This window comes from Mucilaginibacter ginkgonis (assembly GCF_009754905.2).
Taxonomy (GTDB): Bacteria; Bacteroidota; Bacteroidia; order Sphingobacteriales; family Sphingobacteriaceae; genus Mucilaginibacter; species Mucilaginibacter ginkgonis.
The window spans coordinates 2,718,430-2,735,190 of the sequence record NZ_CP066775.1; the positions used below are offsets into that span (position 1 = coordinate 2,718,430).

Here is a 16,761-nt window from a genome sequence, read left to right on the forward strand (position 1 = left end):
TTGATACTAATATCTTTATACCAATTTAATAATTCAAATTAGGACCCAGCCAGCGTTCAACGGTATCGATGCTCATCTCTTTACGTTTGGCATAGTCATCCACCTGGTCTTTGCCAATTTTGCCCAGACCAAAGTAGCGGGATTGCGGATGCGCAAAGTAAAACCCGCTTACAGATGCAGCCGGCATCATAGCCAAACTTTCTGTAAGGTACATGTGCGCTTCGTCCTCGGCTTTTAGCAGATCAAACAGCGTTGTTTTTTCTGTGTGATCCGGGCAGGCCGGGTAACCTGGTGCCGGGCGTATGCCTTGATATTCTTCTTTAATTAGCTGCAGATTATCTAAGGTTTCGTCTTTAGCATAACCCCAATATTCGCGGCGGACCAATTCATGCATCTTTTCGGCAAATGCTTCGGCCAAACGATCCGCCAAGGCTTTTGCCAATATACTGTTATAATCGTCGTGGTCGGCTTCAAATTCGGCTACAAGTTCATCACAACCAATGCCGGTGGTTACCGCAAAGCCGCCAAAATAATCAGCTACGCCACTTTGCTTTGGTGCAATAAAATCGGCAAGCGCGTAATATGGTTCGCCTTTAACCTTCTCGCCTTGCTGTCGTAAAGTATGTATGCGGCTAAGTAACTGCGTACGGTTCTCATCGGTATAAAGTTCGATATCATCGCCTGCACTGTTTGCGGGCCAAAAACCAATTACACCATTTGCGTGAAGGAGTTTTTCCTTTACGATCCTATTTAACAGCACCTGCGCGTCGTCGTACAGCTTTTTGGCTTCAGCACCTACATAAGGATCATTAAAGATCTTTGGATAGCTGCCGCGTAGCTCCCAGGTGTGAAAAAACGGCGTCCAGTCGATATAATCTATCAGCTCTTCCAATGGGTAAGAAGCAAATGTTTTTGTCCCCAGGAAAGACGGTTTTGGTGCAATTGCACTATTAAGGTTTATCTTAAATTTTTGCTCACGCGCTTCTTCAATACTTGCAAAGCGTTTGTCGTTGCGTTTATTAGCATGCGCCTCTCGTGCCTTGTCATATTCAAGCTTAACAGACTTGATATATGGCTGTCGTTGCTCGGCATTCATCAGGCTGCTGCAAACGGTAACGCTTCGCGACGCATCAAGTACGTGTATGGCAGCACCCGAATAATTAGGCGCGATCTTTACCGCCGCATGTATACGCGATGTGGTTGCCCCGCCTACTATCAGCGGAATATTCATATTCTCGCGTTCCATTTCTTTGGCAAAATGCACCATCTCGTCCAAAGAAGGTGTAATTAAACCGCTAAGGCCGATTATATCAACCTCTTGTTTTTTGGCTTCATCTAAAATACGTTGAGCGGGCACCATTACGCCAAGGTCTATTACCTCGAAGTTATTACAAGCCAGTACAACGCCTACTATGTTTTTGCCGATGTCATGCACATCACCTTTTACGGTTGCCAGCAATATCTTTCCGGCAGTTGATTTGCCTCCGGCATGCGGATTCTTTAATTTCTCTTCTTCAATAAACGGCAGCAGGTAAGCAACAGCCTTTTTCATTACACGTGCCGACTTTACTACCTGCGGCAGAAACATTTTGCCGGCGCCAAAAAGGTCGCCTACTATGTTCATGCCATCCATCAGCGGGCCTTCTATTACCTCGAGCGGGCGGGCGTATTTTTGCCGCGCCTCTTCCACATCGGCGTCGAGGTATTCGATGATACCTTTTACCAGCGCGTGTGATAACCGCGATTCAACCGGCTCGTTTCGCCAGGCCTCATCACGCACAATCTCTTTGCCTTTAGACTTTATTGTATCTGCATATTCAACCAAACGCTCGGTAGCTTCGGGATGGCGGTTAAGCAATACGTCTTCTACCTTTTTCAGCAGTTCGGGTTCTATTTCTTCATATACTTCCAGCATCCCGGCGTTTACAATGCCCATGTCCATGCCTGCTTTTATGGCATGGTACAAAAATGCCGAGTGCATAGCCTCGCGCACAGTGTTGTTACCACGGAATGAGAAAGAAATATTACTCACACCGCCGCTAACTTTAGCATAGGGCAGGTTTTCTTTTATCCAGCGGGTAGCGTTAATAAAGTCTACCGCGTAGTTGTTATGTTCTTCTAACCCTGTAGCAACAGTTAAGATGTTCGGGTCGAAGATGATGTCTTGAGGAGGGAAACCAATTTCGTTAACCAGTATATCGTAAGAGCGTTTACATATCTCTATCCGGCGATTGTATGAATCTGCCTGGCCTTGTTCATCAAAAGCCATTACAACTGTCGCAGCGCCGTAGCATAATATTTTGCGGGCATACTCTTTAAATTTTTCTTCACCCTCTTTAAGGGAGATCGAGTTAACAATGCCCTTTCCCTGTAAACACTTAAGCCCGGCCTCGATCACGCTCCATTTAGACGAGTCGACCATGATGGGCAATTTGGCAATATCAGGTTCAGATGCTATCAGGTTCAGAAACTTTACCATCACGGCTTCAGAGTCTATCATACCCTCGTCCATGTTGATGTCTATTACCTGCGCGCCGCCTTCTACCTGCTGGCGGGCTACGGTTAGTGCTTCCTCATAATTCTCTGAAAGGATAAGTTTCGAAAATTTAGGAGACCCTGTTATGTTGGTACGCTCGCCAACGTTTACATAAATACTTTCTGGTGTAACGGTTACAGACTCTAACCCGCTGAGGCGCATATGAGGTTCTGCAACCGGCTTTTTGCGTGGCTGGGTTTGCCTCGCCTTTTCGGCAATGCAGCGGATATGATCGGGTGTGGTACCGCAGCATCCGCCAACTATATTTACGAAGCCCGATTTCAGGAAGTCATCTACAAGGTGCGCGGTTTCATGCGGCATCTCATCATATCCGCCAAACTCATTTGGCAGGCCGGCGTTGGGGTAAGCCGATACAAATACATCGGCTTTTTCAGAAAGTTCTTCTATATGCGGGCGCATATCTTTGGCACCTAAAGCACAATTCAACCCAACCGAAAGCAAATTAGCATGCTGGACCGAGTTCCAGAACGCCTCTACCGTTTGGCCCGAAAGCGTACGGCCGGAAGCATCTGTTATGGTACCCGATATCATTAGCGGCAACTTCTTGCCGGATTCTTCCGCATATCTGTTTGCGGCAAATAATGCAGCTTTGGCGTTAAGGGTATCAAATATCGTTTCGATCAACAGCACATCGCTGCCGCCATCAACCAGGCCGCGTATTTGTTCGTAATAAGCCCCGGCCAAATCATCAAAAGTAACAGCACGATAGCCCGGGTCATTTACATCGGGCGACAAAGAAGCGGTTCGATTGGTAGGGCCAACCGCACCGGCAACAAATTTGGCAACGCCCGGATGCTTTTCCATCCATTCGTCAACTGCCTGACGGGCAATGCGTGCACCTTCGTAGCTTAATTCATAAGCCAGGTCTTCCATGTGATAATCGGCCAGGGAGATGCGTTGGGTACTGAACGTGTTGGTCTCAATAATATCTGCACCGGCCGTAAGATACTCGGTATGTATGGCTTTGATAACATCGGGGCGGGTCAAATTTAACAGGTCGTTATTACCCTTCAGATCGCTTGGATGATCCTTAAACCGCTCTGCACGGAAATCTGCTTCGGTAAGATCATATCGCTGTATCATGGTACCCATAGCACCGTCTATAACTAAAATACGTTTCTCCAGTTCTTGTTTAATATCCATGTTCTTAGATGTGAGATATTAGATTTGAGGTTTGAGACACATGCCTCATACCAGATCTATATCTAAAAACAGTTGATGAAAATTTTTCTACTCGACGCGAAATCTCACATCTCATATCTCAAATCTCATATCTGTTAAATGCTTATTTAGAAAGCCGTTATTAAACCGGCATCCGCTTATCTTTCTCAACCGTTGTGAGTAGAATGCAGCACCTTGTTGGCACAGGTTGCTAAGACTTCGCAGGGTCTAATCCCTCCGTCTTTCTTTATAAGCGTGACAAAAATAATCCTTAAACTGATGATTTACAAACAACTCAAGCCGGCCACACTGCCATAGCCGTTTACTTGCCCTTTGACAATTAATTACTCACTTTAATAAGATCCATAAAAGGAAAAAGCCCTCAACTCTTGTCGAAGGCTTTTAAGAACATCCTTAGTTATTTATTATCTGCGGCGCCCGAAGATGCGCAGCAGGAACAGGAACATATTTACGAAATCGAGGTAAAGATTTAATGCGCCCATTAAGGCTAATTTTTTACCGGAGGCACTACCAAATTCAATACCCTGGCCAATGCGCTTTTGCTTTTGAACGTCATAAGCTGTCAGGCCAATAAACACGGCTACCCCAACATAACTAATAACCATGTCTAACCCTTGATTGTGCATAAACATATTTACGACGGTTGCTATAAGCACACCAACCAAACCGACTATCATTAGCGAGCCGAATTTGGTTAGGTCTTGATGAGTGGTATAACCCGCAATGGCCATAACCCCAAAAAGCGCCGATGCGGTAACAAACATACTAAGCACAGACGCGGATGTGTAAGCCAGCAGTATAAAGCTAAGGCTAACACCCATTAACGCAGAATAGGCAATAAACAACAGTGCCAGTACCGGATATGAAATGCGGTTGATGCCAAAAGACATGATCATCACAAACGCCAGCGGGCCAAACAAGGCAACATAGCCTAAACCACTTAAACCGCCGGTTTCCGTATTCACTAATACCTTTAATAGCGCAGGTGTAGTGGCGAAAGCATAAGCACAAAAAGCCGAGATGCCCAAGGCAACAAACATCCACAAAAATACACTCGCCATATGGCGGCGTACATTAGCTTGCGAATCGTCGAGCTGAATTACGTTTGGATCGTAATAGTTATTTGAATTGTTATCCATTTATAGTTTTATTTTATCCTAAGTTAGATTATTTTTATGAAAAAAAGATTAATTGAGCCTGCGGGTTAACTGCTCTTCAACCAGTTTGAAAAACTGCAGCGGGCGCAGCGATCGCCAGTTTAATTCATCTAAAGCGCCGCCAAAATTAATGTAATAGTCAATGTTGCTGCGTTTAAATTCCTGTATCACATGCTCGCGGAAATTGATGCCGGCTATCCAGCCATCTTCTGCTTCCTGGAACCATTCTTCGTAGTAACAGTCATCACTGGCGTGAAAGTTCAGTACGTTTTCGCCTATTAACAAAAACTTGTTTACACCCTGGTCCATCATCAGGTCAATCAGTTCGCGCTTCATCAGCATCACATCATTGTTGATGGCGTCGTTCCACTCGCCGATAAATTCTATCACTGCGTAACCCCGGTCATAGTCGACAAAGATCACTTTTAGGTAAAGCGTATTAGACCCGAACGAATCCCACTGCGGATGCAGTAAATAGTTATACACCTGTTTATCAAACTCAAACTCATTATACTGCGTAGCATAGAACGGCGAATTTTCGTCCTCTGCCGCTATATAGTCATCCCGCCACCGGTAATATGGTTCTATCTCGTGCATTATTCTATGTGCTAATTTGCAAATGTGCAGATTGTGCAAATTATATTATCCCTTTACCAGATCCACAGACTCGTTTGCACATCTGCACATCCTCCTATCCGCACATTATTTTAGGTGTGCTTCTACCGCTTTACGCACACTGCCGTTCTCTTTCAGCAATGCAGCAGCTGTAGCTTCATCAAGCCCGGTTTCATTCATTACCATGCGTGTGCCACGGTCAACCAGCTTATGATTTGTTAACTGCATATCTACCATTTTGTTGCCCTTAACACGGCCCAGCCTTATCATCACGCTGGTGCTCAGCATATTTAATGCAAGCTTTTGCGCGGTGCCTGCCTTCATGCGGGTACTGCCGGTCACAAACTCGGGGCCGGTAACTATTTCCACAGGGTACTGCGCTTCTGCCGCTACGGGGCTGCCCGCGTTGCAAACTATGCAGCCCGTTGCAATACCATTAAGGTTGGCCGTTGCCAGGCCGCCGATAACATAGGGTGTACGGCCCGATGCCGCTATGCCCACCACTACATCGCTCGCGGTAATATTAAATTCCTGTAGGTCATTCCACGCCTGGTTGGCATCATCCTCTGCAAATTCAACAGCTTTGCGGATGGCTGTATCACCGCCTGCAATGATACCTACTACCCAGTCGAACGGAACGCCGTATGTAGGCGGACATTCAGAGGCGTCAACCACGCCCAAACGGCCGCTGGTACCGGCGCCAATGTAGAATAAGCGTCCACCTTTGCTCATTCGGTCGGCAACCACGTCAACCAATTTTTCCAATTGTGGCAAGGCTTTGGCAACGGCTAATGGTACGGTTTGGTCCTGCTCGTTCATGTGCTGCAGCAGTTCTGCTACAGACATTTTATCAAGGTCGGTATACAGCGAATCTTTCTCGGTAGTGTTTTCCATTACGATAGTTAAAACGCAAAATTCAACAAAAAATTCAATACACGGTTATGCTTCATTATTAATTAGATGTTAAGCAAAGCAACATGTACATTTGCCGGTCACATCACCCATGAAACACGCCGCGTCGGTCATATTCCGTTCACTGATTATTCTGCTTGCCGGGGTTGCTATCGGGCTCATGATCAACGGGCGGGGCATTGTAGCCAGGCAGGTTGCCGGCAGTCATAAGATAGACAGCGCGCTGCTGATCATCAAAAAGCATTACGTTGACAAGGTGAACGGCGATACCATTGAAGCCGATGCCATTACGAACATCCTGCAAAGCCTGGACCCTCACTCTGTTTACCTGCGCAGGCAGCAGGCCATGGCGGTGAATGAACGGCTTGAAGGGCATTTTAATGGTATAGGCATAGAGTATTTGCTAATGCGCGATACCATGTTCATTACACAGGTTTACGCGAAAAGCCCCGCAGCTGTGGCAGGTATCAAAAACGGCGATCGGGTGCTGACCATCAATTACAAAAAAGCATCGGGCGCGAAAGCTACTACAGCCATAATTAACGCCTTACTGCGCAAAAACGCAGGCAACAAAGTAGAGATGACCGTTATGCACTTGGCTGATAACAAGCCCGGACAGCATTTTATTGCCCGCGGCGTAGTGCCTTTAAGCAGTTTAGAAGCAGCTTACCTGCTGAACAAAACAACTGCTTATGTAAAGTTCAGTCGTTTTGCCAACACTACCGACAGCGATTTCAGGGCGTTTGTATTACCGCTTAAAAAGTTGGGCGCTAAAAACCTTGTGCTTGATCTGCGGGGAAACCGGGGCGGCTACCTTGATGCGGCAACCAGCCTTGCCGATGAGTTTCTGCCAAAGGACGAACTGATAGTTTACACCAAGGGCGAGCATGAAAAACGTGCTAACTATTTTTCGACCGATGCTGGCATTTTTAAAACAGGTAAAATTGCCGTGCTGATAGACGAGTACTCCGCATCGTCGAGCGAGATAGTGGCCGGTGCCTTGCAAGACCTTGACAGAGCGATTATTATAGGCCGCCGGTCTTTTGGCAAGGGTTTGGTACAGCAGCAATTCCCGTTTGCCGATGGTTCTGCCATGAACCTTACCGTGGCAAGGTATTATACCCCATCGGGCAGGTCTATTCAGAAATCTTATAAAGACGGTGCAGACGATTACCGCGACGAAATTAAGCAGCGCAGGGAAAAGGGTGAAATGACATCTGCCGATAGTAGCCTTGCCGATACATCGCTTAAAAAGCATGCGTATTACACATTATCCGGAAAGAAGGTTTTTGGGGGAGGCGGTATAACGCCCGACATTTTCGTACCGCAGGATACCGCCATCTATACCAAACTACTTGGCGAGTTAGCCCATGCGCAGTTGTTTACAGCTTACACTATTGACAAACAGCAGCCCATACTTGCCCGCTACGATGACCTGCCAGCGTACATCGACAAATACATAGTAACCGACGGACGTGTTGATGATTTTATACTCTATGCCTCCCGGACTTTAAAGGAAATGGACTCGCGCGAGATCAGGATTGCCAGGCTGTATATCAAATTGTACCTAAAGGCCTTTGCTGCACGATTTAAATGGGGCGATGCCGCATACTTTAAGGTGTTGAACCATAATGATACCGCCATACAGAGAGCGCTTGCTGTTACCGGAAAATAAGCCGGGCTTATCTTTGCAAATTACTTTTAGCGCACTTCTGACACGATTTTGTCAGTGTAACACCTGAAACAGTTGTGTTACACTTTTTGGTTACAACGGGCAAGTGTGAAACACTGACACGATTTTGCTTTGTTGATAATCAACCCGTTACAATGCTGACAAAATACGGTCAGATACCAATAAGTAAGTATTGTTAGAGAAAGTGTAACATGTTACACTAACGCAATCATGTCAGTAATATTTGGGTTTCTCTAACAAAAAAGGCTTCCTTTCGGAAGCCTTTTCTATCTAAGTTTACTCTTAATTAATGATGCCCGCGACCGTGGTCGTCATGGCCTCTACCGTGATCCCTGTCATGACCATAAGCATTACCCCTACCGTTGTTACCCGGACCATTCCAATGGTTGCGGTATTTGTTATCGCGGCTATCGCGAATTACCGCTTGTCCGCGTCGATCACGGTAGCCTGCATATTTAGTACGATAGGTAGCCGCATGTAACCATGGGTTTGGCTCGTTTACTACTACTTTGTATCCGTTATACAAGTCGTAGTTGCTATAACGTGCAGGCAATGACCCTGAATGGATCCACTGTCCGCCATTGTTATAAACGTAGTCGTGGTTATTTACAGAGTAGTAAGTATCAATGTCGGGCAGGTAGTAATAGTCTGCACGGTCATAGCCGGTTGGTCCCCAGGCAGGCTGGTTACCGATATTGAAATTAAGGCTTACCCTTAATTGGGCATCGGCTTGTTTAAAGGTGAGGGTGCTTGCTGCAAGCGCCAACACAAACAATAGCTTTTTCATAATCTGCATTTTAGTTTTTCGAGTATTTGCAAATTATGACAAGCAGCAGCCGCAATAGTTTAGAAAAACTTTTGTAACAACGCGGCTACACCCGCCGGGTTACTTGGTATTCCACTTAAACATTTTAATGCCGATAGCTGCAAATATTACAGCGTAACCGATAGAAAGCAGCAATGCGGTTGTCGTATCCCTGCTCCAGGTGTCGGGCGCCATACTTGCTGCCAGCATCATTTTCACCGCACCATAAGGTGAGTAGTGCACGTAGTCGCTAATGCGTATCTCGAAGTTTTTGCCTTTAAAATCCAAAAGCTTCAACTCGCCCAGCATGCCTACCAGGATGAATACCATGTAAACCAAACGGGAGGTGGCGTTAACGGTCTCGGGGTTTTTAATCAGCCCAACAATTAGCTGCCCCAACGCCAGGTAAACAGCGCCGCCTAAAATGGCCACAAAGAAAGCGAACACATAAGCCTTTGGCTGCAAAGTGATGCCATCATTAGCGTTGCCTAATATGAAAATAAGCAGCGACAACACCATGATCATGAATAGCTGCACTGTTAACCTGCTGGCCATGATAGCCCAGGTTGGCACTGGTGCCACTCGCAAGCGCTGGAAGATGCCTTTATCACGGTCGCGGGCGACAGTAATGGAATAGCCCATCAACCCGATGGCCATCAACCCGAAAGTAATTGCGCCTGACAGCACGTAGGCCCCGCCAAACTTAGGCACCAGCCCCTTCCAGGAAATAAGGATGATAACAGGCACCGCGATTGCCAGCACTGCCGACCGCCTGTTAGCTTTCAAAATAGCAAAATCTGCACGCAGCAGTGTAAAAAACGCACTAGATGATTTAGGTACAATTGTAGCCATGATAATGATTTTAAGCGCGAACAGCGCGGCCGGTTAATGCAATGAAAACGTCTTCTAAGGTTACCTTTCCGCGGCGGGATACCGCGATAACTTCAGGGTCGTCGCGGTGTCTGTCTATCAGGTTTTGCGGGGTGTCTATGGTTAAAATATTCCCGTGATCGACAATAGCGATACGGTCGCACACCGCTTCCGCCTCTTCCATAGAGTGGGTAGTTAAGAGTACCGAATGCCCCTGCCCGCGGATGGCTTCTATACGCTCCCACAGTTGCCTGCGCGATTGCGGGTCCAGGCCTGTTGTAGGCTCATCAAGCATTACCAAACGTGGGTTATGTATGGTTGCAATAACCAACGATACACGCTGCTGCTGCCCGCCTGAAAGCTGACTAAATTTTTTATGCGCGGCGTCTTCAAGTTGTATATCGCGCAATATGCTTTGCAGTTTGTCGCGGTTCATATCAACGCCATAAATACCGCCAAACAGCTGCAGTATTTGGGTAACATTTAACTCGGGTTGGAAACTGGTAGATTGCAGTTGAACACCCATGGCTGCCCTAGCGTGCAAAGGGTCTTTCAAAACGTCATAACCGTCAACGGTTATGCTGCCGGCGTCGAATTTTATCAGGCCTTCTATCGCGCTCAAGGTACTGGTTTTGCCGGCGCCGTTGGGGCCAAGCAGACCAAATATTTCGCCTTGCTGTACGCTGAAGCTAATGTCCTGCACGGCTTTAAAATTGCCGTAGCTTACATAAAGGCCCTGTACATTTAAAAGAAAAGTATCGTCACTCATATAGGGGTCGGTTTGTGAATGTAAGATTGAAATTTGGATTGATTGTTACAAGGCTTCTCACAAAAAGTCCTTCGTGCAGTCATGCCGTCCCGATCACTATCGGGATCGATTCGGCATCTCAAAGAACATTTATTTTATAGCGCTCATTCGCCGCTAAAGCTCGTTAATTTGTCTTAGCAACAAAGTAACCAAAATGCTAAGTCAGCGCAAGGCTTCTTTTGCCGCACAAGGCCTTTGCCCTGCAATGCTTCGAGAGCCTCAGCATGACACCTCACGCTCATCATTACACAAGCCCTCAGTAGCGCAAAATATTTATCACCGAAGCTGTGCGCTGATGTTGGAATAAAGAGAAACTGTTGGCACTGGTTTTCCATAATCGAAAAATGCGGCATCAGCGTGTGCGGCAACCACAGACACTGAAGCTTGCAGCAACTATGTAGCTCACGGTGCAGCCGCGAGTTCTTTTGGTTACTTTTCTTAACGGCCAAGAAAAGTAAAATTTACATCGGAAATTATATTATGGGATATTGCTCGCTGAACTTAAATACCCCATATACTCCACTCTACTTATCATTTTTGCACCCAAATATTCCAGGTGCCCGGTATATACCTGGCAGTCTATCAGATCATACAAGCCGGAATGGGTTAAAGCAACTAATGCCAATTTGGATGCATTGCTGACTTTTGCGAACATGCTCTCACCACAAAATACTTTGCCAACGGCAACACCATACAATCCGCCAACTAAATCACAATCCTGCCAAACTTCGTAAGAATGGGCGTAGCCTAATTGGTGTAGATCGGTGTATGCTGCCTGCATATCTTCAGTTATCCAGGTACCGTCCTGACCTTCACGGGGTGCCGTTGCACAAGCAGCTATGACATCAGAAAATGCAGTGTCGACTGTAACTTTAAACCTGCCCGAATTAATTACCTGCCGCATGCTTTTGGATATCTTCAGTTCGGCAGGTTTTAATACAAAACGTTCGTGCGGCGAGTACCAAAGGATGGGCGTATCATCACTATACCAGGGGAAGATACCGCTGCGATAAGCGAGCATTAACCGCTCCGGCGACAGATCGCCGCCTACTGCGAGCAGGCCATCCTCTTCAGCAAGTTCGGGGTTGGGAAACAGCAAGCGGTTGTCTAATCGGAAGATCATATGGCCTCATCCCAAACCTCCTTTGAAAGGAGGCTGGCTAACTCCTTGTTAAATTTTTATGCCGTAAACTTCTGCAAACTCGGCGTGTAACGCCTCGGGCGAGGTAAAATGTATGGATGGGATGCCTAGCTCTTTCGCGGCTTTTACATTACGCAAGTTGTCGTCAATAAATAAAGCTTCAGCCGGATTTACGCTGTAGCGGTTAAGTAGTACCTGATAAAACTCAGGATAGGGTTTTCGCACTTTCTCCTCGCCCGAAACCACGATGCCATCAAACCAGCCCAAGAAATCATACCGTTCCATAGCAATGCCAAATGTCTCTGCCGACCAGTTGGTCAGCGCGTAGATCTTGTAATTGCCACTGGCTTTCAGTTTTCTGAAAAGTTCGACGGTTTCTGGGATAGGCCCGCCAAGCATTTCTTCCCAGCGGCCATAAAACGCGCGAATATTTTCTTCGTGTTCCGGGTATTGGCTTAGTAAAAGTTCGGTAGCCTCATGCAAACTGCGGCCGGCATCCTGCTCCTCATTCCATTCTGATGTAACAATGTTTGTCAGGAAATGCTGCATGGCAGTTTCGTCTGTAAACAATTTGCGGTATAAGTAAACAGGGTTCCAGTCGATGAGCACGGCGCCCAGATCGAATATGATAGTCTTGATCATGGCAGATTAATGTAAACAAAAAAGCCTTTCTGAAAATACAGAAAGGCTCTTACAAATATCGTAAAGAAACTTACACTCTTTTTGATTTGATACGTGCAGCTTTACCGGTAAGGGCGCGCAGATAATATAATTTAGCGCGGCGAACTTTACCATGGCTGTTAACATCAATCTTGTCGATGTTTGGCGAGTTGATAGGGAAAATACGCTCAACACCTATACCGTTAGAAACTTTACGTACAGTAAAAGTTTCGCTGTTGCCGGCACTATTGCGCTGAATGCACACACCCTGGTAAACCTGGATACGTTCTTTGTTTCCCTCTCTGATCTTGTAGTGAACACTAACTGTATCGCCTGCCTTAAACTGTGGGGCCTGCTTTTTTTCTATCGATTGCTCTTCAACAAATTTTACTAAATCCATGATTCTTAGCTCTTAAAGCGATTTTTAACCCGTAAAAATCGGATTGCAATTATAGGGATTTTTTCGCTGATATAAAAACAATTTTCAAAAATATGTAACATGCTTTGTTGCCGGCCAGTCATTGATTCTGTAATGCCTTAAAAAATTGTCATATCGAGTGAAACGAGATATCTTCTTGATTTTGACTTTAAGATCACAGAAGATTTCTCCCTCCGGTCGAAACGACAACATGATAGATTTTTTTTAGGGCGTTACCCAACGGGTCGCGCTATCCGCTTATAGTTTTCGTTCGCTGCACTCCACTCAAAGCTATCCGCTACTATCGCTAACGCAAGCATCTTGATTCCTGGCTCTTGATTCCTGGTTCTTAAACATATTATTCCAACAAGTCCGGCCTTCGTGTTTTGGTGCGCTCCATCGCTTGTTCAAAGCGCCATTTCTCTATCTCGGGTGTATTGCCGCTTAATAATATATCCGGCACTGTATGTCCGTTCCAATCGGCAGGTCGGGTATAAACCGGCGCGTCAAGCAACTCGCCCTGAAAAGAGTCGGAAAGCGCCGAAGTCTCATCAGACAACACACCGGGAATCAGCCTTACAACAGCGTCAACCAATATCGCCGCAGGCAATTCTCCGCCCGATAGCACATAGTCGCCGATGGACATTTCGCTGGTTACATACAAGTCGCGTATGCGCTGGTCAATGCCCTTATAGTGCCCGCAAAGGATCATAATGTTCGCCGCGCCCGATATTTTATTGGCTGTCTGCTGGTTTAAAGTTACTCCATCAGGTGTCATAAATATCACCTCATCATAATTGCGTTCAGCCTTTAATTTTTCAATGCAAAGCGCAAAAGGCTCCAGCATCATCACCATTCCGCTACCGCCACCATAGGGGTAATCGTCTATACTTTTATGCTTGTTTGTGCTGTAGTCGCGAAGGTTGTGAACGTATATCTCTGTCAACCCCTTCTTTTGCGCACGGTGTAGTATGGAGTGCGCAAACGGACTTTCCAGCAGGCCGGGCAAAACAGTTATAATATCAAAGCGGAGCATAGGATAGGCTGCAAATATAACAGCTTTTGCGGAGTGCCTCAAAAGCCTTTAAAATAAGACTGACTGACCGGCACCGTGTAACCACCATCTAACTGCAATTGATGGCGCTCTATTTTACACACTTTATTTTTGTTGACAATGTAGGAACGGTGTACGCGGTTAAATTTATTTGCAGGGATAAGGTCAATGGCCTCTGTCATGGTTAAACGGCTTAAAAGGCTTTTGCCGCTGGTAAGCACAAATGTTATGTAGTTTCCGCCGCTTTCCAGGCATAGGATGTCATCAAAATTAACCTTTACCGACTCGTAACCCGTTTTTATGAAAATACTTTCGCCGGCTGAGCCATTCTGTCCGGAAGCATTCAACATGTCGTTTACTTTATTGCATGCCTTCAAAAAACGGGCAAAAGAAAACGGTTTCAGCAAATAATCAACAGCATTAAGCTCATAACTCTGCACCGCGTGTTCTGCAAAAGCCGTGGTAAATATGGTCAGCGGTTTTTGCGGCAAACTTTCTGCCAGTTCTATACCCGAGATATCGGGCATCTTTATATCGAGAAATATCAGGTCTGTTTTGTTTTTAGCCAGATATGCTATGGCTTCAAAGGCGTTTGTAAAACATTGCGCAAGTTCTAAGAAAGGCACCTTTGCCGCATGGGCGCGTATCACCTCAAGGGCAAAGGGCTCGTCATCTACAGCAATGGCTTTTATCATTTAGGAGAGTTATGTTATTCCTAATATAAAACTTTCAGAAGGAATTACCGCTTTAATCCAAGTCAATAGAAAGTTCAACAGAATGAGATGTTTTGCTATTTGTTACATTTAGCGAATACCTGCCCGGATAAATTAACTCCAACCTTTTTTTAACGTTATCTAAGCCGATACCGGAAGATGTGTCATCAATCTTATCGGCATTGTCTGCGTGGGCACTATTGTCAACTTCGAAATGCATTTTCTTGCCAGAAAAATAAAGCTTAACATTTATCCACGAAGCTTCTTTTAAACTAATGCCGTGTTTAAAAGCATTCTCCACAAATGGTATCAGTAGCATAGGCGCAATGTTTAGGTTTTCGCCCGCGTCTGGTAATTCTACCTGTACATTTATGGTTTGTCTTCCAGCAGTTCGCAGTTTTTGGAAAGCTATGTAGTTTTGCAGGTATTGGATCTCGTGGGCGAGAGATATCTGCTCGCGGTTGTTATCATGTAACATAAAGCGCATCATGTCGCCCAGCTTTTGTACACCGTCGGCAGTATATTCGGCATGCTCTTTTAATGCTACGCCGTAAAGCGTATTAAGGGCGTTAAAAAGAAAGTGAGGGTCTATTTGCGAACGCAGAAAACTAAGATCGGCATCGGCGCGGCTTAACCCGGTTTGCAAGCCTGTAATTTCTTCACTGGTAGCTTTTCTGCGGTAATATATATAAATGCTTAGCGGTAGAAGTACCACTAATTGAGCGGCCCATGACAGTATAAACATAAACCCTCTCGTCCAAAGCTCGTAAGCGCTTTTATAAGCAAAATAACCTGTTAGCGGTAAATTGATCAGTAATGTTATAACAATTATAGTAAGCCAGAATTTAGATTTGTCTGTTTGGCCATGCCAAAAGGCAGGAATGATATAGTACATCAACACCATGTATACTATAAAACAGCATGGCACCATAAAGCCGAAGAAAAGCTTCCACCCCCAATAAATATTCATTGTAAAACAGGCGGCCATAATAATTACCCAGCAGATTACAAAGGCTGTAACTTCTGTCTTTAAGGGAGTTGGGCTGTTGCTCTGCTTGCCGTTTGTAAAGTAATACAAAGCGGCATATTTAATTGCCTGGTAGATAAGCAATGCGCCATACAGTGTTAATACTGAATAAATGCTGTAATCTGTCATCGCGTTACCTGAATGAAAGCCCCTCATCCAGATTTTTAAATACAGCAGCAGCCATGTGCATATCCCGCCTAAAATGGTGGTTAGCATAAAGCCTATCCATTTGCGGCGAGCAAGAAATTTATTTGGATAACTGCAGGCCATCCACAAAAAAGAAAAGTAGAAAGTGAAGCGCACCAACAGTTCTGGCAACATATAGTTGTTTACAAAGCTGTATTTTAAATGAAGGGCGCGATAGGCTCGTGCATTGGGATCATGCGGAGTAAACGGGCTATACACATGATAGTGGGCGGTGGCAACAAACTCGAAGAGGCTAATGAGTAAGAGTACTGATGCGACAATGATCTCGGCGTGTTTAGTTTTCATGCTACAAGCGTATGAAGAACTACACACCCCATAAAATAAATGTGACGAACCCGCCCTAAAATGTGACGGATAATAACTTAAAGGTTTTAAAGCTATTTTAAGAGTTTTGCGGAAGGCTAGTGTTAAGTGTACAATTCAAGCAGACCATCGGGCAGGTCAACGTAAACCTCTTCGCCTTCCAAGTCTATACCCTTGATTATATCGGTATTCAACGGCACCAATATCTCGGTTTCATTGTAGTCGACCGTGGCGATCAATTGCTGCGGATACTCGTTTATTTCTATAATCTCGCCCAGTTCGCCGTGCGTTTCATCTATCATAAAGAAACCTTCCAGGTCCATCAATGTAAATTCGTCACTTTCCTCGGGTTTTAAAGTCAGCGGCAGGTACAGGTCTTTCTTTACTAACAGACCGGCTTTTTCAAGGGTATCTACGTCTTCCAGGTAAACATAAGCCGTGTTTTTTTGCGGATATTTGATTGAGGTTAGAAAATATGGCACCAGCTTACCACCCATGTCGGCAAACACAGCGTCGAACTTAATATCGTTTAGCCCGTCGAAATCGACGTAAAGCTGCAGCTCGCCTTTAAGCCCGCGTGTTTTTAGAAATGTACCTATCCTGAATGCCTCTTCTATTTTCATTGCTATATCCTAAAAA

The 16,761-nt window shown here is 45.5% G+C and carries 15 protein-coding genes and 1 riboswitch; of the genes, 1 reads left to right on the forward strand and 14 read right to left on the reverse strand.

The window, feature by feature from the left end:
* Positions 1-25 precede the first annotated feature (25 nt).
* The 4 genes from metH to murQ all read right to left on the reverse strand — a co-directional run bounded on the left by metH (position 26) and on the right by murQ (position 6,405).
* The gene (metH, locus tag GO620_RS12680) at positions 26-3,700 is read right to left on the reverse strand and encodes a methionine synthase (protein WP_157525729.1); all 3,675 of its coding nucleotides are present in this window, start codon (positions 3,698-3,700) and stop codon (positions 26-28) included.
* Positions 3,701-3,873: 173 nt separating this feature from the next.
* Positions 3,874-3,974: riboswitch (SAM riboswitch) on the reverse strand.
* 169 nt (positions 3,975-4,143) lie between these two features.
* Positions 4,144-4,878 (reverse strand): Bax inhibitor-1/YccA family protein, encoded by a 735-nt coding sequence (locus GO620_RS12685; protein ID WP_157525731.1) that lies wholly within the window; start codon positions 4,876-4,878, stop codon positions 4,144-4,146.
* A 48-nt stretch (positions 4,879-4,926) separates the two neighbouring features.
* The gene (locus GO620_RS12690; RefSeq protein WP_157525733.1) at positions 4,927-5,493 is read right to left on the reverse strand and encodes a hypothetical protein; all 567 of its coding nucleotides are present in this window, start codon (positions 5,491-5,493) and stop codon (positions 4,927-4,929) included.
* A gap of 105 nt (positions 5,494-5,598) precedes the next feature.
* Positions 5,599-6,405: an N-acetylmuramic acid 6-phosphate etherase gene (gene murQ / locus GO620_RS12695; RefSeq protein WP_157525735.1), complete on the reverse strand. Its 807-nt coding sequence runs from the start codon at positions 6,403-6,405 to the stop codon at positions 5,599-5,601.
* 109 nt (positions 6,406-6,514) lie between these two features.
* Here murQ and GO620_RS12700 point away from each other — a divergent pair, with 109 nt between their 5' ends.
* Complete coding sequence (locus GO620_RS12700) at positions 6,515-8,098, forward strand: S41 family peptidase (RefSeq protein WP_157525737.1); 1,584 nt, start codon at positions 6,515-6,517, stop codon at positions 8,096-8,098.
* A gap of 304 nt (positions 8,099-8,402) precedes the next feature.
* Here GO620_RS12700 and GO620_RS12705 read toward each other — a convergent pair whose 3' ends face one another.
* From GO620_RS12705 to rimM, 10 genes are all read right to left on the reverse strand, one after another.
* Positions 8,403-8,903, reverse strand: a complete 501-nt coding sequence (locus GO620_RS12705; protein WP_198173582.1) for a hypothetical protein — start codon at positions 8,901-8,903, stop codon at positions 8,403-8,405.
* A gap of 99 nt (positions 8,904-9,002) precedes the next feature.
* Complete coding sequence (locus GO620_RS12710) at positions 9,003-9,773, reverse strand: ABC transporter permease (RefSeq protein WP_157525739.1); 771 nt, start codon at positions 9,771-9,773, stop codon at positions 9,003-9,005.
* Positions 9,774-9,783: 10 nt separating this feature from the next.
* Positions 9,784-10,560 (reverse strand): ABC transporter ATP-binding protein, encoded by a 777-nt coding sequence (locus tag GO620_RS12715; protein WP_157525741.1) that lies wholly within the window; start codon positions 10,558-10,560, stop codon positions 9,784-9,786.
* A 517-nt stretch (positions 10,561-11,077) separates the two neighbouring features.
* On the reverse strand, positions 11,078-11,722 hold the full coding sequence (gene aat / locus GO620_RS12720; RefSeq protein ID WP_157525743.1) for a leucyl/phenylalanyl-tRNA--protein transferase: 645 nt from the start codon (positions 11,720-11,722) through the stop codon (positions 11,078-11,080).
* Between the two features lie 48 nt (positions 11,723-11,770).
* A complete protein-coding gene (locus tag GO620_RS12725; RefSeq protein ID WP_157525745.1) occupies positions 11,771-12,382 on the reverse strand; it encodes an HAD family hydrolase in 612 nt (203 codons plus the stop codon).
* 70 nt (positions 12,383-12,452) lie between these two features.
* Entirely contained in the window at positions 12,453-12,800 is a 348-nt protein-coding gene (rplS, locus tag GO620_RS12730; RefSeq protein ID WP_157525747.1) for a 50S ribosomal protein L19, read from the reverse strand.
* A 376-nt stretch (positions 12,801-13,176) separates the two neighbouring features.
* Complete coding sequence (trmD, locus tag GO620_RS12735; RefSeq protein WP_157525749.1) at positions 13,177-13,854, reverse strand: tRNA (guanosine(37)-N1)-methyltransferase TrmD; 678 nt, start codon at positions 13,852-13,854, stop codon at positions 13,177-13,179.
* A gap of 38 nt (positions 13,855-13,892) precedes the next feature.
* On the reverse strand, positions 13,893-14,567 hold the full coding sequence (locus tag GO620_RS12740) for a LytR/AlgR family response regulator transcription factor (protein ID WP_157525751.1): 675 nt from the start codon (positions 14,565-14,567) through the stop codon (positions 13,893-13,895).
* Positions 14,568-14,619: 52 nt separating this feature from the next.
* A complete protein-coding gene (locus tag GO620_RS12745; protein ID WP_157525753.1) occupies positions 14,620-16,104 on the reverse strand; it encodes a sensor histidine kinase in 1,485 nt (494 codons plus the stop codon).
* A gap of 122 nt (positions 16,105-16,226) precedes the next feature.
* Positions 16,227-16,745 carry a ribosome maturation factor RimM gene (gene rimM, locus GO620_RS12750; RefSeq protein ID WP_157525755.1) on the reverse strand — a complete coding sequence of 173 codons (519 nt, stop codon included), beginning with the start codon at positions 16,743-16,745 and terminating at the stop codon, positions 16,227-16,229.
* Positions 16,746-16,761 lie beyond the last annotated feature (16 nt).